This window comes from Acidovorax soli (assembly GCF_014207955.1).
In the GTDB taxonomy this organism is placed as follows: Bacteria; Pseudomonadota; Gammaproteobacteria; order Burkholderiales; family Burkholderiaceae_C; genus Acidovorax; species Acidovorax soli_A.
In genome coordinates, this window is sequence record NZ_JACHLK010000009.1 from 292,814 (window position 1) to 310,546 (window position 17,733).

Annotated in this window: 14 protein-coding genes; 4 read left to right on the forward strand and 10 right to left on the reverse strand. The window is 67.2% G+C overall.

Going from position 1 to position 17,733, the window contains the following annotated elements:
* Window positions 1-20: 20 nt before the first annotated feature.
* The 8 genes from typA to HNP48_RS22375 form a co-directional block, all read right to left on the reverse strand.
* Complete coding sequence (gene typA / locus HNP48_RS22340) at window positions 21-1,844, reverse strand: translational GTPase TypA (protein ID WP_184861182.1); 1,824 nt, start codon at window positions 1,842-1,844, stop codon at window positions 21-23.
* Window positions 1,841-2,833, reverse strand: a complete 993-nt coding sequence (truB, locus tag HNP48_RS22345; RefSeq protein WP_184861184.1) for a tRNA pseudouridine(55) synthase TruB — start codon at window positions 2,831-2,833, stop codon at window positions 1,841-1,843. The genes typA and truB overlap by 4 nt, the downstream gene beginning before the upstream one ends.
* Window positions 2,834-2,836: 3 nt before the next feature.
* Complete coding sequence (gene rbfA, locus HNP48_RS22350; protein WP_184861186.1) at window positions 2,837-3,208, reverse strand: 30S ribosome-binding factor RbfA; 372 nt, start codon at window positions 3,206-3,208, stop codon at window positions 2,837-2,839.
* A gap of 20 nt (window positions 3,209-3,228) precedes the next feature.
* Complete coding sequence (gene infB, locus HNP48_RS22355; protein ID WP_184861188.1) at window positions 3,229-6,102, reverse strand: translation initiation factor IF-2; 2,874 nt, start codon at window positions 6,100-6,102, stop codon at window positions 3,229-3,231.
* Between the two features lie 24 nt (window positions 6,103-6,126).
* A complete protein-coding gene (gene nusA / locus HNP48_RS22360; protein ID WP_184861190.1) occupies window positions 6,127-7,614 on the reverse strand; it encodes a transcription termination factor NusA in 1,488 nt (495 codons plus the stop codon).
* Window positions 7,615-7,707: 93 nt separating this feature from the next.
* Window positions 7,708-8,301: a ribosome maturation factor RimP gene (rimP, locus tag HNP48_RS22365; RefSeq protein WP_184861192.1), complete on the reverse strand. Its 594-nt coding sequence runs from the start codon at window positions 8,299-8,301 to the stop codon at window positions 7,708-7,710.
* A gap of 253 nt (window positions 8,302-8,554) precedes the next feature.
* Entirely contained in the window at window positions 8,555-12,112 is a 3,558-nt protein-coding gene (locus tag HNP48_RS22370; protein WP_184861194.1) for a DEAD/DEAH box helicase, read from the reverse strand.
* A gap of 118 nt (window positions 12,113-12,230) precedes the next feature.
* Complete coding sequence (locus HNP48_RS22375; RefSeq protein ID WP_184861196.1) at window positions 12,231-12,617, reverse strand: thioredoxin family protein; 387 nt, start codon at window positions 12,615-12,617, stop codon at window positions 12,231-12,233.
* A 140-nt stretch (window positions 12,618-12,757) separates the two neighbouring features.
* On the opposite strand from HNP48_RS22375, the gene HNP48_RS22380 reads away from it, so the two are divergent.
* Together HNP48_RS22380 and HNP48_RS22385 are read left to right on the forward strand one after the other, a co-directional pair.
* Window positions 12,758-13,258, forward strand: a complete 501-nt coding sequence (locus HNP48_RS22380) for a rod shape-determining protein (RefSeq protein WP_184861199.1) — start codon at window positions 12,758-12,760, stop codon at window positions 13,256-13,258.
* 73 nt (window positions 13,259-13,331) lie between these two features.
* Window positions 13,332-13,682: a DNA-binding transcriptional regulator gene (locus HNP48_RS22385; RefSeq protein WP_184861201.1), complete on the forward strand. Its 351-nt coding sequence runs from the start codon at window positions 13,332-13,334 to the stop codon at window positions 13,680-13,682.
* Between the two features lie 21 nt (window positions 13,683-13,703).
* Here the strand turns inward: HNP48_RS22385 and HNP48_RS22390 are convergent, their stop codons facing one another.
* Window positions 13,704-14,696 (reverse strand): tripartite tricarboxylate transporter substrate binding protein, encoded by a 993-nt coding sequence (locus HNP48_RS22390; RefSeq protein ID WP_184861203.1) that lies wholly within the window; start codon window positions 14,694-14,696, stop codon window positions 13,704-13,706.
* A gap of 29 nt (window positions 14,697-14,725) precedes the next feature.
* Complete coding sequence (locus tag HNP48_RS22395) at window positions 14,726-15,823, reverse strand: beta-propeller fold lactonase family protein (protein ID WP_184861205.1); 1,098 nt, start codon at window positions 15,821-15,823, stop codon at window positions 14,726-14,728.
* Window positions 15,824-16,253: 430 nt separating this feature from the next.
* On the opposite strand from HNP48_RS22395, the gene HNP48_RS22400 reads away from it, so the two are divergent.
* Together HNP48_RS22400 and HNP48_RS22405 are read left to right on the forward strand one after the other, a co-directional pair.
* On the forward strand, window positions 16,254-17,231 hold the full coding sequence (locus HNP48_RS22400; RefSeq protein WP_184861207.1) for a tripartite tricarboxylate transporter substrate binding protein: 978 nt from the start codon (window positions 16,254-16,256) through the stop codon (window positions 17,229-17,231).
* A 40-nt stretch (window positions 17,232-17,271) separates the two neighbouring features.
* On the forward strand, window positions 17,272-17,733 hold a 462-nt coding region (locus tag HNP48_RS22405), incomplete at its 3' end, for a dihydrodipicolinate synthase family protein (RefSeq protein ID WP_184861209.1).

Sequence of the window (17,733 nt, forward strand, 5' to 3'; positions counted from 1 at the left end):
GTGCAGCCGTGGCCCGCAGATCAGGAACGGGCTGCGCGCTTGCGCTCGTTCTCGGTCAGGAAGCGCTTGCGGATGCGGATGGACTTGGGCGTGATCTCGACCAGCTCGTCGTCCTCGATGAATTCCACGGCGTATTCCAGCGTGGCGTCGATGGGCGGCGTGATCTTGACCGCGTCTTCCTTGCCCGAGACGCGGAAGTTGGTCAGCTGCTTGGTGCGCGTGGCGTTCACCACCAGGTCGTTGTCGCGGCTGTGGATGCCGACGATCATGCCTTCGTACACGGGGTCGTTGGCCTTGACGAACATGCGGCCACGGTCGTCGAGCTTGCCCAGGGCGTAGGTGAAGATTTCACCGTCGTCCATGGAGATCAGCACGCCGTTCTTGCGGCCGCCGATGTCGCCCTTGTGCGGCTCGTAGCTGTCGAAGATGTTGCTGATCAGGCCCGAACCACGAGTCAGGTTCAGGAATTCGTTGGTGAAGCCGATCAGGCCGCGCGCAGGGATGCGGTACTCCAGGCGCACGCGGCCACGGCCGTCCGGCTCCATGTTCACCAGCTCGCCCTTGCGCTCGCCCAGGGCCTGCATCACGCCGCCCTGGTGGCCTTCTTCGATGTCGGCCGTCACCAGCTCGATGGGCTCGTGCTTGACGCCATCGACATCCTTGAACACCACGCGGGGCTTGGACACGGCCAGCTCGTAGCCTTCACGGCGCATGTTTTCCAAGAGGATGGTCAGGTGCAGTTCACCGCGGCCCATGACTTCGAAAATACCTTCTTCGTCGGTTTCCTTCACGCGCAGGGCGACGTTGTGCTGCAGTTCCTTTTGCAGGCGGTCCCAGATCTGGCGGCTGGTCACGAACTTGCCTTCACGGCCTGCCAGCGGCGAGGTGTTCACGCAGAAGTTCATGGTCAGCGTGGGCTCATCCACCTTGAGCATGGGCAGCGGCGAGGGGTTGGCGGGATCGGTCACGGTCACGCCGATGCCGATGTCTTCGATGCCGTTGATCAGCACGATGTCGCCGGGGCCGGCCACGGGGGTCTGCATGCGATCGAGGCCCTGGAAGGTCAGCACCTGGTTCACGCGGCCCTTGACGGCCTTGCCGTCCGGGCCTTCCATGACCAGTACGTCCTGGGCGGGCTTGAGGGTGCCCTGGCTGATGCGGCCCACGCCGATGCGGCCCACGAAGGTGGAGAAGTCGAGCGCCGAGATCTGCAGCTGCAGCGGAGCGTTCGCGTCACCCGAGTTCGGGGGCACGTGCTTCAGGATGGTGTTGAACAGGGCCGACATGTCGGGGCCCCACTGCTCGCCCGGCGCGCCTTCTTCGAGCGACGACCAGCCGTTGATGCCCGAGGCGTACACCACGGGGAAGTCGAGCTGCTCGTCGGTCGCACCCAGCTTGTCGAACAGGTCGAACGCGGCGTTCACCACCTTGTCGGGGTTGGCACCGGGCTTGTCCACCTTGTTGACCACCAGGATGGGGCGCAGGCCCAGGGCCAGGGCCTTCTTGGTCACGAAACGCGTCTGGGGCATGGGGCCCTCTTGCGCATCGATCAGCAGCACCACGCTGTCCACCATGGACAGGGCGCGCTCCACCTCACCGCCGAAGTCCGCGTGGCCGGGGGTGTCGACGATGTTGATGTGCGTGCCTTCCCAGCTCACGGCGCAGTTCTTGGCCAGGATGGTGATGCCACGCTCTTTTTCGATCGCGTTGTTGTCCATCACCGTGTCGACCACCTTTTCGTGGTCTGCGAAGGTGCCGGACTGGCGCAGCAATTGGTCCACCATGGTGGTCTTGCCATGGTCAACGTGGGCGATGATGGCGATGTTGCGGATCTGTTTCGTCATAGTTTTTCCAATGTGCCGCTGGCTTGCAGGTGCGGCGTACCTTCCAAAATTTGTTGAATCTCCAGCGGACTCAGGAGCCTGTCGGGCACCAGCTCCCCGCCCACGATGTGGCCCACCCCCAGCAGCGCCGGGGGGCTGTCGCCAAACACCGCCACGGCCCCGGCATCGGGCCAGGTGCCCCGGCGGCGCACGCCCGACAGGAAGCGAGCGGCATTCTCGCTGTCCAGCGTGACACGCACGTGTTGTGCCAAAAGCGATTCGGGCGGCTCCAGTTGCGACAGGCGCGCGCCCTCTTCCATGGCTTCGAGCTGCGCCAGCGTGACGCAGCGCTCCACACCGATACCCCCGGTATCGATGCGGCGCAGGAACGTGAGGTGCGCGCCAAAGCCCAGCGCCGCGCCCACGTCCTCACCCAGGGTGCGGATATAGGTTCCCTTGCTGCACTGCACCACCATTTTAAGGGCGATGGCGTCCGGATTGTCCGCCAACAGGGTGAGGGAGAGCGAGTGGATCACCACGTCGCGGGCCGGGCGCTCCACTTCGATGCCAGCACGCGCATACTCGTACAAGGCCTTGCCGTCCTTCTTGAGGGCGCTGTGCATGGGCGGCACCTGGCGGATCGGGCCGGTGAATTGCTGTTGCACGGCGGCCAGGCGCTCGGGCGTGAGTTCGGCCAGCACCACGGGGCGCCGCGCGATCACGTCGCCTTCGGCATCGCCGGTGGTGGTGGTGGTCCCGAGCAGGGCCACGGCTTCATAGGTCTTGGGCGCGTCGAGCTGCAGCTGGCTGAACTTGGTGGCGGCACCAAAGCACAGTGGCAGCACGCCGGTGGCCAGCGGGTCGAGCGTGCCGGTATGGCCCGCCTTCTCGGCGCGCAGCAGCCATTTGGCCTTTTGCAAGGCATCGTTGCTCGAGAGGCCGAGCGGTTTGTCCAGCAGCAACACCCCGTGCACAGGGCGCCGCTGCACCCTGGTGCGAGGCGCGTGCATGGGCTAGTCCTCTTTCGCGCGCGAAGAGACGGCCTTGGCGATCAAGGCGTTCATGTCGGCCGCACGCTCGGAGGTGCGGTCGTACACGAAGTGCAGCGTGGGCACCGTGTGGATGTGCAGGCGCTTGAACAGGCCATTGCGCAGGAACCCAGCCGCCTGGTTGAGCGCCGCCTGCGTTTCCACAGGGTCACCCACCAGCAGGCTGAAGAACACCTTGGCGTGCGCGTAGTCGGGAGTCACCTCCACCCCCTGCAGCGTCACCATGCCCACGCGCGGGTCTTTCAACTCGCGCGCGATCAGCTCCGTCAGATCGCGCTGGATCTGATCGGCCACCTTGAAGGCGCGGTTGGGAGTGGCGGATTTCTTTGCAGCCATGTTGTCGTCGTTTCCGCCTTTTACAGCGTCCGGGCGATTTCCTTGATTTCAAAGAACTCGAGTTGATCGCCTTCCTTGATGTCGTTGTAGTTGCGCAGCTTGATACCGCACTCGAAGCCTTCCTTGACTTCGCGCACATCGTCCTTGAGGCGGCGCACGGACTCGACCTCGCCGGTGTAGATGACCACGTTGTCGCGCAGCAGGCGGAACTTGCAATTGCGCGTGACCTGGCCGGAGGTGACGTACGAACCCGCCACGGTACCGATCTTGGAGGCCACGAACACGGTGCGGATCTCGGCCGTACCGATGGCTTCTTCGCGCTGCTCGGGTGCCAGCATGCCGGACATGGCCGCCTTCAACTCATCCACGGCGTCGTAGATGATGTTGTAGTAGTGCAGGTCCACATCGCTCGACTCGGCCAGCTTGCGCGCACCAGCATCGGCGCGCACGTTGAAGCCGATCACGACGGCCTTGGAGGCAATCGCCAAGTTGACGTCGGACTCGCTGATGCCGCCCACGCCGGCATACACCAGCTGCACGCGGATCTCGTCGGTGGAGAGCTTGAGCAGCGAGGCTGCCAGCGCTTCCTGCGAGCCCTGCACGTCCGCCTTGATGATGATGGGCAGGGTCTGCACCTCGCCTGCGGTCATCTCGGAGAACACGTTCTCCAGCTTGGCGGCCTGTTGCTTGGCCAGCTTGGTGTTGCGGAACTTGCCGGCGCGGTAGGTCGCGATTTCGCGCGCACGGCGCTCGTCGGACAGCACCATGAACTCGTCGCCGGCCTGGGGCACGTCGGACAGACCCTGGATTTCCACCGGGATCGACGGGCCTGCGGTCTTGGCCGGCTTGCCGTTTTCGTCGAGCATGGCGCGCACGCGGCCCGAGGTCTGGCCTGCCAGCACCACGTCGCCCACCTTGAGCGTACCGGACTGCACCAGCACCGTGGCCACGGGGCCGCGGCCCTTGTCGAGCTGGGCTTCGATCACGAGACCCTTGGCCAGCGATTCCACCGGTGCCTTGAGTTCCAGCACTTCGGCCTGCAGCAGCACCTGCTCGAGCAGGTCGTCGATGCCCATGCCGGTCTTGGACGACACGGCCACGAAGGGCGAGTCACCGCCGTATTCTTCAGGCACCACCTCTTCGACCACCAGCTCCTGCTTGACGCGGTCGGGGTTGGCATCGGGCTTGTCGGCCTTGGTGATGGCCACCACGATCGGCACCTTGGCTGCCTTGGCGTGCTTGATGGCTTCCTTGGTCTGGGGCATGACGCCGTCGTCGGCCGCCACCACCAGAATGACGATGTCGGTGGCCTGCGCACCGCGGGCACGCATGGCCGTGAAGGCCTCGTGACCGGGGGTATCGAGGAACGACACCATGCCGCGTGGGGTTTCCACGTGGTAGGCACCGATGTGCTGGGTGATGCCACCGGCTTCGCCCGCAGCGACCTTGGCGCGGCGGATGTAGTCCAGCAGCGAGGTCTTGCCGTGGTCCACGTGGCCCATGACGGTGACCACAGGAGCGCGCGGCAGCAGCTCGGCGTCCTTCTGGCCCGAATCCTCGTCGGTGAAGGCTTCTGGGTCGTCCAGCGCAGCCACCACGGCCTTGTGGCCGAGTTCTTCCACCACGATCATCGCGGTGTCCTGGTCCAGCGGCTGGTTGATGGTGACCATCTGGCCCATCTTCATCAGCGCCTTGATGACTTCGGACGCCTTGATCGACATCTTGTGCGCGAGCTCGGCCACCGTGATGGTTTCGGGCACGTGCACTTCGATGATGCGCGCCTCCGCGGGGGCGGAATGCTGGTGCATGTCGTCGCGGTGGTCGCGGTCGTTGCCGCGGCGGCCACGCGGACCTCCGCGCCAGTTGTTGCGCCCCACGCCGCCGCTGCTGTCGCCGCGGGTCTTGATTTCCTTCTTCTTGGCCGTGTCGCCTGCCCAGCTGGAGGACAGCTTGGCCGACTTCACTTCCTTGCCGGCACCAGCACCGCCCGCAGGGGCTGCAGCAGGCGCACCGGCACGTGCGGACGCGCCCGTACCCACGGCTGGCTTGTGCAGCGTGCCCTTCTTGGCGTCGCCAGCCGCAGCAGGCTTGGCCACGGGCTTGGGTTCCTCGGGCTTCTTGGCGACCATGACCGCCTTCTTGGGCGTGGCCATCATGGAGCGGATCGCGGCAGCCTCGGCTTCGGCCTTGCGGCGGCGGGCGTCGAGGTCGGCAGCGCGGGCCGCTTCTTCGTCGGAGCGGGCCTTGGATTCGGCCGCAGCCTTTTCGCGGGCTTCTGCCTGGGCAGCAGCGCGCGCAGCGGCCTCAGCAGCCTGCTCACGCGAGGCCTCTTCCTTCTCGGCAGAGGCCTGGGCCTTCTTCTCGGCTTCCTGGGCGGCATAGGCAGCGGCGCGCTCTTCGGCCTCGCGCTCGCGCTTCTCGCGCGCTTCGCGCTCGGCACGCTTTTCGGCGAGCTCGGCCTCCTGGCGGCGGATCAGCTCGGCCTGGCGGCGCGCCTCTTCCTCGCGGCGCGACAGCTCCAGGTCCTCGCTGGAGACGGCCGCCTCCTCGACGACTGCGGCCTCTTCGGCCTCGGGAGCACCGTCCACACCGTCATCGCGCTTGATGAAGGTGCGCTTCTTGCGCACTTCCACCTGGATGGTGCGCGCTTTGCCGGTGGCGTCGGCCTGCTTGATCTCGCTGGTGGACTTCTTGGTCAGCGTGATCTTCTTGCGGTCGGCCGCAACCGTGCCGTGGCTGTTTTGCAGGTGCACGAGCAGCTTTTGCTTGTCGGACTCGGTCAGCGCGTCCGACGGGGCGGTCTTGCCCACGCCGGCAGCCTTGAGCTGGTCGAGCAGGGTTTCAGGCGATTTCTTGAGTTCGCTGGCGAACTCGGCGACAGTGTTACTGGACATATGTGGTTCGTGCCTCCCTGACCCTTACTCTTGCTGCCCCGCGAACCAGTGTTCGCGCGCCTTCATGATCAAGGCTTTGGCTTCGTCTGCGGACTGTCCGGTCAGGTCGGTCAGCTCATCAATGGCCAGGTCGGCCAGATCGTCACGGGTATGCACACCGCCTTCAGCCAACTTGGCGATCAGCTCGGGCGTGAGGCCTTCGAGGTCGCGCAGGTCCTGGGAGACATCCTCCACGCTTTCCTCGCGGGCGATTTCCATGGTGAGCAGCGCATCCTTGGCGCGGGCGCGCAGTTCATTGACGGTGTCTTCGTCGAAGCTTTCGATCTCCAGCATTTCCTGCAGCGGCACATAGGCCACTTCTTCCAGGCTGGCGAAACCTTCGGAGATCAGGATGTCGGCGATTTCCTCGTCCACATCGAGTTTTTCCATGAACAGCTTGCGGGCCGTGTCGGTCTCGTTGGCCTGCTTCTGCGCCGATTCGGCGGCGTCCATGATGTTGATCTTCCAGCCGGTCAGGTCGGACGCCAGGCGCACGTTCTGGCCGCCGCGGCCGATGGCGATCGCGAGGTTCTCCTCGTCCACCACCACGTCCATGGCGTGCTTTTCCTCGTCCACCACGATGGAGGAGACGTTGGCCGGGGCCAGCGCACCGATCACGAACTGGGCCGGGTCTTCGGACCACAGCACGATGTCCACACGCTCGCCGGCGAGCTCATTGGTCACGGCGTTCACGCGGGTGCCGCGCACGCCCACGCAGGTACCGATGGGGTCCACGCGCTTGTCGTGGGACAGCACGGCGATCTTGGCGCGCGAGCCGGAGTCGCGGGCGCAGCTCTTGATCTCCAGCAGGCCCTGCTCGATCTCAGGCACTTCCTGGCGGAAGAGCTCGATCATGAACTCGGGGGCCGAGCGCGACAGGATGATGGGTGCGCCGCGCAGCGTCAGGTCCACTTCCATGATCATGGCGCGCACACGGTCGCCGCTGCGCAGGTTTTCCTTGGAGATCATCTCGCTGCGGCGCAGGCGGCCTTCCACGCGGCCGGACTCGACGATGATGTCGCCCTTGTCCATGCGCTTGACGGTGCCGGTGAAGATCTTCTCGCCGCGCGACATGAAGTCGTTGAGCAGCATCTCGCGCTCGGCGTCGCGGATCTTCTGCAGGATGACCTGCTTGGCGGCCATGGCGCCGATGCGGCCGATGGGCACGGACTCGACGCCTTCCTCGATGTACTCGCCGACTTCGATGTCGGGGATGCGGTCGCGCGCATCCATCAGCAGCTCTTCGGCATCGGGGTTCTGCAGGCCCGCATCATCAGGCACCACCAGCCAGCGGCGGAAAGTCTCGTAGTTGCCACTGTCGCGGTCGACGGACACGCGGATATCCACCTCGCCGGGGTACAGCTTCTTGGTGGCCTGGGCCAGGGCCGACTCGACGGCGCCCAGGACCACGTCCAGTTCCACGTTCTTCTCGCGCGAAATGGCCTCAACCAACATCAACAATTCGCGATTCATGCGACGACTCTCCTAGTTCAATCACCCGAAAGGCAAAGGCTGCACGCGGCGGCCATCTGCCCAATTCATTCAGCAGCCTGCTCGGCTTGCGGCTCAGGCGGGCGCGGGCCCTGCCTTGTTGCCGCGCCCCTTGAAGTCCACGATGGGCGCCAGGCGCACATCCCGCAGCTCATCCAGGGTGAAGCCCAGCGCCTGCAACGGGGCGGGCACGCGCTTCTTGCTGACTCTTTGACCCGGCTTGGCAGGTGGCTCGTCGCTCCAGACGATCTGCCAGCCCCCTGCCTCGGCCCGCTCCAGCGTGCCGCGAAATTTCTTGCGCGTAGCGTTGACCTGCCCCGCGCCTGCTGCGCCGATGGGCGCCTTCAATGTGATGTCGACGACCGAACCTTCGAAGCGCACGAAGTCCTGCTCGTGGCGCAGGGGCCGGTCGATTCCGGGAGAGGACACTTCCAGGCGCTTGTACTCGACGCCATCGACCTCCAGCGCGAACTGCAGCTGGCGCGTGACCTTCTCGCAGTCCTCGACCGTGACGAACTGCTCGACGGCCGGCGCAGGCGCATCGGCGGCAGGCTGCACCCAGGGCAAGTCGATGGTGATGCGCAGCAGACCACCGGCGGAGCGTTCGATCTCCACCAGGTCATACCCCAGGCCAATCACGATTTGTTCAACGACTTGCTGCAGTGCCACGTGTTCTATTCAATCCCGGAAAAACAAAAAACCCGATAACCCCCAGAGGCTTCGAGCTCCAAAAGCAAACGGCCAAAAAAAACGGGCGGTTGGTACCCGCCCGTTTGGTCGTGAGAACCATATTGTAGCCCGTAAAGCACCTGTTTGCAAAGTTGCAACAGGGCTTTTCCGGGCAGGCGCGCCCCAGCTCGGCGCAAACCCAAGCCCGGCGGGGCTTTGCCGGGAAACGGACCGTTGCAGCCGCGGTACAGCGCTACGACGGAGACAAGGGTTGCAGCAGCTCGGCGAGGTCGCTTTCGGTGAAAAGCGGCTGCTTGCGACCCGCGGCACCCTGGTAAAGATTTTCCGCCAATTGCGCCTTTTTTTCCTGCAGGGCCAGGATGCGCTCCTCGATGGTGCCGCGCGCCACCAATTTGACCACCCAGACGCTCTGCGTCTGGCCGATGCGGTGGGCACGGTCGGTGGCCTGGGCCTCCACGGCAGGGTTCCACCACGGGTCGTAGTGGATCACGGTGTCGGCCTGGGGCAGGTTGAGCCCCACCCCGCCGGCCTTCAGGCTGATCAGGAACAGCGGCACCTCCCCGCTGGTGAACCGCTCGATGATGGCATCGCGTTTCTGGCTCTGGCCTGTGAGCTTGACCCAGGGCAGGCCGCGCCTGGCCAGTTCCGCCTCGATCAGCGAGAGCATGCTCGTGAACTGCGAGAACAACAGGATGCGCCGCCCCTCGGCCAGCATCTCGGGCAGCATCTCCATCAGCTGCGCCAGCTTGGCGGAGTGGTGCACCTTGCGCGCCGCCTCCAGCGGCACGAGCTGCGGATCGCAGCATACCTGGCGCAGCTTGAGCAGCGCGTCGAGGATGGTGATCTGCGAGCGCGCCAGACCCTTGGCCTGCAGCGCCTCGCGCACCGTCTTTTCCATGCCCAGGCGAATGGTCTCGTACAGGTCGGCCTGGCCGCCCGACAGGTCCACCGGCATCACCGTCTCGATCTTGGGCGGCAGCTCGTGCGCCACCACCGACTTGGCACGGCGCAGCATGAAGGGGGTGATGCGCGCGCGCAGCTGTGCCAGCCGCTCGGTGTTGCCCTGGCGCTCGATGGGGGTGCGGAACAGGTCGCGAAAACGCTGCTGGCTGCCCAGGAAACCCGGCATGAGGAAGTGGAACAGGCTCCAGACCTCGCCCAGGTGGTTTTCCATGGGCGTGCCCGACAGGCACAACCGGTGGTTGGCCTGCAGCTGCGCCACCACCTGGGCGGCGTTGGTGGTGGCGTTCTTGATGTTCTGCGCCTCGTCGAGCACCACCAGGTGCCAGCGCGCCTCCAGCCAGCGCTCGCGGTCGCGCTGCAACAGCGAATACGGGGCGATCACCAGGTCGTGCTCGGCCATGGACTCGGCCAGGGCGTGGCGCTCCCTGCCGTGCAGCACCACGCTGCGCAGGCCGGGAGTGAAGCGCGCGGCCTCGCGCTCCCAGTTGCCCATCAGGCTCACAGGCGCCACGATCAGCGCGGGCTGTGCGAGGCGGCCAGCATCCTTTTCGACCTGGATGTGCGCCAGCGTCTGCAGGGTCTTGCCCAGGCCCATGTCGTCGGCCAGCACGCCCGCCAGGCCGTTGGACCGCAGGAACTGCAGCCAGTTCAGCCCCTGCTGCTGGTAAGGCCGCAGCTGCGCGTGCACGCCCGGAGGCACCGGCACCTCGGGCAGCTGGCCCTGGCCCTGCAGTTGCCGCACCAGCGCCTGCAGACTGGCAGCGCCCGCCCAGGCCACGCCATCGCCCAGCGAGGCACTGGTGCGCAGCGCCTCCAGGCGCGACAGGCGCAGGCTGGCGCCCGAGAAGTCGTGCGCACGGTCGCCCGCCAGGTCCAGCAGCGCCGCCAGCCAGGGCCGCAGCGCATCGGTGGGCAGGCGCACATAGCCGTGGCCACCGGGGGCCGCGAGGAACACATGAGGGGGCAGGTCCGGCAGGCCCGAGGCACCAGCAGACTCCCCCATCGGCGCCGCGGCCACGGCCGCGATCAGCTCCGGCAACCAGGGCAGGATGTTGTGGCGCTGGCCATCGATCTCGATGCCCAGCGACAGTTCGAACCAGGGCGACGGGCCCGGCCCGGCGCCATCGCCCCCGATGGCGCCACCGTCGCCGGCCTGGCCGGCATCCTCGCCATCCAGCCCGAACGCCTCTTCGTCCTCATCGTCGCCACCTTCCGGCCCCAGGTGCACATGGACGGTCTGCGCGTGCGTGATCCAGCCATCGAGCTCAGGGGCCACCGTGAGCGCAAAGCCGGCGTTGCGCAGCACGGCAAAGTCTTCGTCGGCCCAGAGCATCCAGGCGCCCTGCGGGCGTTCGCCGGGAATGCCGAAGAGGCCTTCATCGACGCCCAGCAAGCCCAGGTCCATGAGGCGCGAGACGGCATCGATCTCGGCACGGCCATCGCGCTGCAGCAGGACCTTGCCGTCCGGCCCATCCACCAGCACCGACAGGGGCTGCCCCGCCCACCAGCCCACATGGCCCTGGTAGTCAAAGCGCAGCTGCGCCGTGATCAGCCCCATGTAGGCCACCCCGGGAGCCGGCGTGGGCGCCAGGTGCAGGCGCGCCACCGGGGCCACGCCATCGAGCCGGCCCAGCCCCTGCAGCACGGGCGGCAGCGGCAGGGCACCCAGGCGCCGGGCCACATCGGCCTGGTACTTCTGCAGCGCGGCCGCACTGAGCGGGGGCGCATGCAGCAGCACCTCCAGCTGCGCGCTCTCCATGCCCGGCGCATGCGCCGGACCACACAGGCCGGCAGCGGCATCCAGATACATCGGCGGGCTGTTGTGGCACAGCGTGGCCCCAACCCCAGGCAGGCGGGCCTGCAGGGCCCAGCCGCTGTCCTGCGCCAGCGCTCCAGCCGCCCCGCCGGAGACCGCCTGCCAGCTCCACTCGATGGGCAGCAGCGCCCCCCAGCGCAGAGGCTCACCCACGGTGGAGCCACCCGCATCGGCAAATAGGCGCCCGGTGCTGGCCGCCTGCTGCAGGGCCAGCAGGCCGATCTGCCCCTCCAGCACCGCGCAGGGCGCACCGCTGTAGGCCGAGTAGTAGTTCTGCTGGCGCGGCAGGGCGCGCAGCAGCTGCAGCACCTTGCGGTCGGTGTCGCTGGCCCGGTCGAACACCGCCTGGCCCTTGGCCGGCTGGGTGCGCACCAGCTTGGGCTTGGCCCAGCCCCCCGTGACCTTGGGGTAGGACACCACGGCCTCGAGCTGCAGCATGGGCGCTGCACGGGGCGCGCCCACGGCGGAGACCAGGTACACATACTGCTCGGGGCGGTCAGCCGCGCCGTTGGCGCCTGCCGGCGGCTCGCCATCGACCAGGCCCGCCGCCCGGTCCAGCGCCTGCAGCCAGTTCATGAGGCGCGCCTCCGACTCCAGGCGGTGCACTTCGGCCATGCGCTGCTGCGCATCGCTGCGCGCAGGCGGCGGGCGGCTCAGCCCGGCCGCAGGCACCGCCAGGCCGCGCGCGCGTTCGGCCTCGCTCGGGCCCTGGCGCGCGGCCTGGTGCATGAGCGCCACGCCGTGCTTGCACTGCAGGCCCACGGGGCAGCTGCACTGGCTGCGCCAGTAGTCCACCGCACCATCGGGCATCAGGGCCATCGAGACGGACAGCTGGTAGGGCGCCAGCTGGCTGCCCTGCACATCGCCTTCGAGCAGCCAGTGGTCGCCCTGGGCGCTGATGGCCAGCCGCCGCACGGCGCGCGCCTTGAAAAGCGCGGTCCCCCGCGCCCACACGCCGTCATCGCACAGCGCACGCAGGGACTCGGGTTCGAACCAGAACTCCAGGGACATGGACAACTCAGTACGCGACAGGGGCGAAGAGGGGAAATCGGCCCATGGTACTGCACAAATGCTATTCAAAAAATAGCACCCAAGGAGCCCCCTGTGGCCCCACGCGCATCGCTGCGGATCAGCCGCCCCGCGCCGCGCGCACGCGCGCAAACACCTCTTGCGCCTCGGCGCCGGCCCCCTGCCCGCCCTGCCCTGCCTGCAGGCTGGACAGCAGCCGCGCCAGCACGGGTGCCTGGGGCAGCAGCGGCCCCAGAAAGCGGGCATGCACGCCATCGGCGATCAGCAGGGTGGGAAAGGTCTCCACATCCAGGTCGCCCGCCAGCTCGGACTCGTCCTCGATATCCACCCACTCGAAGCGCACGCCCGGGTGGTCCTGGGCCAGGGCATCGAAGATGGCCCGGTAGTCGCGGCAGGTACCACACCAATTGGCGCACAGGCACACGGCCCACCAGCCGGTGTGCGTGGCGGCAGGGGTGGCATGGGGCAAAGCGGCCGGGGTGTTCATCTGCGCAATCCTCGTGGGTTCAGGCGTGGCACTGTACAACGGCTGCCGCCAGACTGCGTCCATGGCACCCGGGATGCCCGGGCCCGTGCAGGGATGAAGGATCAGCGTGCTACCCTGTTGCACACGCCGTCGAACACACCATGCTCAAGTCACTGATCCCCGTGCTGTACGTGCAGCTGTCGCCCCAGCGGCTGGAGGTGCGCAACGCCAGGACCGGTGGCGCCTGGAGCGGCGCGCCGGAGCTGGCCATCGCGCAGGCACCCAAGCCCACCATCCAGGCCGTGGGCGACAACGCCAGGCAGGCGGCCAGCCAGACGGGCGCCCGCCTGGTGAACCCGCTGGCCCATCCGCGCAGCATCATCTCGGACTACGCGCTGGCTGAGCAGTTGCTGCGTTACGCCGTGCAGCATGTGCTGCGCAATGGCGGCAGCACCTGGGGCCTCACCCCCTCCCCGCACATGGTGCTGCACCCGCCCAGCGATCCCGCTGGCGGCTACACCCAGGTGGAACTGCGTGCGCTGCGCGAGCTGGCCATGGGCAGCGGCGCCAGCAAGGTGACCCTGTGGCAGGGGACACCGCTCAGCGACGAAGACCTGCGCTCGGGATATTTCCCAGCCACCGGCCAGGTGCTGCCGGCATGAACCATGCACACTGCGCCTGCATCACAATGGACGGCAACACCCCATGCCGCCCCACCAAGGACACCGCACGCCCATGAGCACCACCAAGCCCGACACCATTGCACTGAACATGCCCGTGCCCAGCGGTGAGCAGCTCAAGGCCGCACGCACGGCAGCGGGCCTGAGCCAGGCCCAGGCCGCTGAATTGATGGGCTATCCGCTGCAGACCGGCAGCCGCGGCGGCCTGCAATCGCGCACCTGGCAGGCCCTGGAGAGCACCAGCGACGAGCGCAGCATGCAGGGCCCCGTGTTCGCCATGTTCCTGCTGCTCACGGGCCAGCACCCGGACTTCGTGCTGCAGCGCAAGCCGGATGCAGGCCAGGCGCCGGCAGCGGCGCCGGATTCCACGGCACCGGGTGACGAAGAAAACATTTCGCCCGAATAGCCGCCCATCCCTGCCGGCCGCTCAATCCACCTTGATGTTCGCGGCCTTGATGACCTGGGCCCATTTCTCGACCTCGGCCTTCTGGAAGGCCGCGATCTGTGCCACACCCAGGTCGGCCGGCTCCATGCCGAAGCCCGCCAGGCGCTTTTGCATCTCGGGCTGGGCCAGGATCTTGCGGATCTCGTCGTGCAGGCGACTGACCACCGGCGCCGGCGTGCCGGCCGGCGCAAAGATCGCCTGCCAGGACTGCACCTGGAAGTCCTCCAGGCCCTTGATGCCCGACTCGGCCACCGTGGGCACCTCGGGCATGGAGGCCAGGCGCTTGGGCGAGGTGACGGCAATCGCGCGCAGCTTGCCGCTTTGCACGTGCGGCGCCGCCACCACGGTGGTGTCGAACATCATGTCCACCTGGCCACCGATCACGTCCTGGATGGCCGGGCCGCTGCCCTTGTAGGGAATGTGCGTGAACTTCACGCCCGACTTGAAGCCCAGCAGCTCCACGGCCAGGTGCTGCGAGCTGCCGGTGCCGGCCGAGGCGGAGGACAGGCCACCCTCCTTGGTCTTGGCGGCCGCAAGCACGTCCTTGAGCGTCTTGTAGGGGCTGCTGGCAGCCACCACCAGCACCACCGGGTTGGTGCCGATCAGCGTGACCGGGCTGAAGGACTTGAGGGCGTCGTAGCCGAGCTTGGGATAGAGGCTGGCGTTGATGGCATGCGAGCTCACCGTACCGCCCAGCAGCGTGTAGCCATCGGCCGGCGCACGGGCCACCACCTCCGAGCCCACGCTGCCCGCGGCGCCGGCCTTGTTCTCCACCACCACCGTGGTACCCAGGGCCGTGCCCAGTGGCTGGCCGATCATGCGCGCCAGGGTGTCGGTGGTACCACCTGCGGCAAAGGGCACGACGTAGCTGATGGGCTTGCCCGTAGGCCAGGCACCCTGAGCGGCGGCCGGCAGGCCGATGAGGGCGCCCGCCACCGCCAGGGTGGCCGTGCCAAGGAGGGTTCTGCGTTGCATGGGATTTGTCTCCAGATAGAAAGAGGGATTCAGGGGAAGTCGACGATCTCGACCCAGTTGGGGTTCTTGCCGGCGGGCACACGGGTCGGCGTACCAGGGATGCCCGTGGCCGCATCGATGGGATGCAGCGACAGGCTGTGCGACTCCTGCCCGGCCGCGATCAGGAAACGGCCCGAGGAATCGACTGCGAAGCCGCGTGGCGATTTTTCAGTGGGCACCTGGCCCAGCGGCTGCAGCTGGCCGGTGGCAGCATCGACGCGGAAGCTGCTGAGGGTGCTCGATGTGCGTTCGGAGGCATAGAGCGTGCGGCCATCGGGCGAAAGGTGCAGGTCGGCCGCCCAGGGCTTGCCGGCAAAGCCCGCCGGCAGCGCCGTGGTGCGCTGCACGGACCGCAGCGTGCCGCGCGCCGCGTCATAGCCCATCACGTGCACGGCGGCATCGAGTTCGTTGAGCAGATACATGTGGCGCTGCGCACGGTCCCAGACGAAATGGCGTGGGCCCGACTTCTCGGGCGGGACGCTGGTCAGCGCCGGCTCGTGGGCCGTGAGCCGCCCGGTCTCGGCATCGAAGCGCCAGGCCGAGAGGTTGTCGCCGCCCAGGCTGGTGGCGAACACGTGGCGGTTGGCGGCATCGGCATGGATGGCATGCGCATTGGGCGCCGTGGGGATGAGCTGCTGCACCGCCCCCACCGCCCCATCCTTGCCGATGCTGTTGACCGTGATCTTGTGGCCGGGGTACGAGGCGGCGAACAGCCAACGGCCCGTGGCATCGGTGTCGATATTGGCCATGCTGTCGGCCAGCGGCGCCTCGCCGAGCTTGCGCAGCTTGCCGCTGGCCGGATCGATGGCCAGGCTGACCACCCGGAACGGCTGGGAGCGCAAGGCCACATAGAGCACGCGCTTGTCCGGGCTCACGGCCATGGGCATGGCCATGCCGCCCAGCGGCACCGTCTCCACAGGCCTGAGCGTGCCGGCGCTGCGGTCCAGCTCCAGCACCGAGAGATCCTGGCTGTCGGCATTGGACACATAGACCCAGGTGGCGGCCAGGGCGGCAGAGCCAGCCCCCAACCACAGGGCACCCACAGCCAGGGGCAGCGCCAGGCTGCGCCAACGAATTGCACGGAGCATCGGTATTTCCTTTCAAAAGAGGGAAGGCCCCCACCAGCGGCGGGCCAGAGAACCAGCAGGCGACACGGGGCGACAGGCCATCTCTCGCAACAAAAATCAGCCGCCCGTCATATGTCGTCATACAACATGGCGGATTGTGGGGCCCGAGAGCCCATCCGACCAAGGGGATTACCCGAACCCGATTGCATGCCGCCCTCCTGCCTGGATCAGCGCAGTGCCCTTCCCGGATCCAGCGCCATCTCCATAGGGAAACCGAGGGCTTTCGGCGTGTCGGAAAAAGCACCCGCTGCAGCCCTCCCAAGGACTTTGGATGCACCATGGCCGGCACGGCAGCAGCACTTTATTGCGCCATTTTTTCGCAAGGCCATTGTTTTTCCCCGTGCTTAGTTGTACGATGACTATCAACAAGCCAGCAACCAGGAGACAATCCATGACACTGACCCGCCGCGACGCCATTCTGGCGTGCACCGCCGCACTCGCCTCGGCCACGGCCGCCGCCCAGACCGCAGCGGAATGGCAGCCCACCAAGACCCTGAAACTGGTCGTGCCCTACCCGCCCGGCGGCAGCTCGGACATCATTGCCCGCTCCATCAGCCAATCGCTGTCGGAGCTGCTCAAGCAGCCCGTGATCGTGGAGAACAAGCCCGGTGCCAACGGCAACCTGGGCGCCGATTTCGTGGCCAAGGCCGAGCCGGACGGCTACACCATGCTGCTGTGCGACGTGGGCGCCCTCGCCATCAGCCCCTCGGTCTACACCAAGCTGTCGTTCGACCCCTCCAAGGACCTGCGCGGCGTGACCATGCTGGCCTACTCGCCCCACCTGCTGGTGGTGCACCCTTCGGTCAAAGCCAACAACCTCAAGGAACTGGTTGCACTGTCCAAGACAACGGACCTGAATTTCGCCGTCACCGCCACCGGCAGCGCGCCGCACCTGGCCGGTGTGGCGCTGGAGCGTGCCAGCGGCGCGCGCTGGCAGTACATCCCCTACAAGGGTGGCGTGACCGCCATCCAGGACACCGTGGCCGGCCAGACCCAGGTGCTGATGAACGGCATGCTCGCCACCCTGCCCCAGGTGCAGAACGGCAAGCTCAAGGTGCTGGGTGTGTCCAAGCCCACACGCATGCCGCTGATCGGCGACGTGCCAACCATCGCCGAACAAGGCGTTGCAGGCTACGAGTCCGGTACCTGGCAGGGCATCCTGCTGCCCCGCGGCACGCCCGACGCCGTGGTGCAACGGCTGAACAAGGCGCTGATCACCGCCATCCGCTCGCCCGACATCCGCTCGCGCCTGGCCGGCCAGGGCGCCGAAGTGGTGACCATGACCCCCACCGAACAGGACCAGTTCTTCGCCAAGGAGCGTGCGCGCTGGGCCTCCGTGGTGAAGGCCGCCAACATCAAGCTCGACTGAGCACCCGCCTCTTTTTCCACATCACCGCCTCGCTACCACCATGACCCCGCAAGACCTCAAATCCATCATGGGCTCCGGCCTGCTGTCCTTCCCCGTCACCGACTTCGACGCCCAGGGCAACTTCAATCCCAAGGGCTACGCCGCCCGCCTCGAATGGCTGGCCCCCTACGGCGCCAGCGCCCTGTTTGCCGCCGGCGGCACGGGCGAGTACTTCTCCCTCTCGGGCCCCGAGTACGGCGAGGTCATCAAGACCGCCGTGGACACCTGCCGCGGCAAGGTGCCCATCATTGCCGGTGCCGGCGGCCCCACGCGCACGGCCATCGCCCATGCCCAGGAGGCCGAGCGCCTGGGCGCCCACGGCATCCTGCTCTTGCCCCACTACCTGACCGAAGCTGGCCAGGAGGGCTTGATCGAGCATGTGGCTGCGGTCTGCAACAGCGTGAAGTTCGGCGTCATCGTCTACAACCGCGACCGCACCAAGCTCACGGCCAACTCCCTGGCC

Bases quoted from the DNA above. Each gene is read 5' to 3' on its own strand.
- typA (WP_184861182.1), bottom strand. From the start codon at position 1,844: ATGACGAAACAGATCCGCAACATCGCCATCATCGCCCACGTTGACCAT.
- HNP48_RS22395 (WP_184861205.1), bottom strand. From the start codon at position 15,823: ATGCTCCGTGCAATTCGTTGGCGCAGCCTGGCGCTGCCCCTGGCTGTG.
- HNP48_RS22380 (WP_184861199.1), top strand. From the start codon at position 12,758: ATGCTCAAGTCACTGATCCCCGTGCTGTACGTGCAGCTGTCGCCCCAG.
- nusA (WP_184861190.1), bottom strand. From the start codon at position 7,614: ATGAATCGCGAATTGTTGATGTTGGTTGAGGCCATTTCGCGCGAGAAG.
- HNP48_RS22400 (WP_184861207.1), top strand. From the start codon at position 16,254: ATGACACTGACCCGCCGCGACGCCATTCTGGCGTGCACCGCCGCACTC.
- truB (WP_184861184.1), bottom strand. From the start codon at position 2,833: ATGCACGCGCCTCGCACCAGGGTGCAGCGGCGCCCTGTGCACGGGGTG.
- infB (WP_184861188.1), bottom strand. From the start codon at position 6,102: ATGTCCAGTAACACTGTCGCCGAGTTCGCCAGCGAACTCAAGAAATCG.
- HNP48_RS22385 (WP_184861201.1), top strand. From the start codon at position 13,332: ATGAGCACCACCAAGCCCGACACCATTGCACTGAACATGCCCGTGCCC.
- HNP48_RS22375 (WP_184861196.1), bottom strand. From the start codon at position 12,617: ATGAACACCCCGGCCGCTTTGCCCCATGCCACCCCTGCCGCCACGCAC.
- rbfA (WP_184861186.1), bottom strand. From the start codon at position 3,208: ATGGCTGCAAAGAAATCCGCCACTCCCAACCGCGCCTTCAAGGTGGCC.
- HNP48_RS22390 (WP_184861203.1), bottom strand. From the start codon at position 14,696: ATGCAACGCAGAACCCTCCTTGGCACGGCCACCCTGGCGGTGGCGGGC.
- HNP48_RS22370 (WP_184861194.1), bottom strand. From the start codon at position 12,112: ATGTCCCTGGAGTTCTGGTTCGAACCCGAGTCCCTGCGTGCGCTGTGC.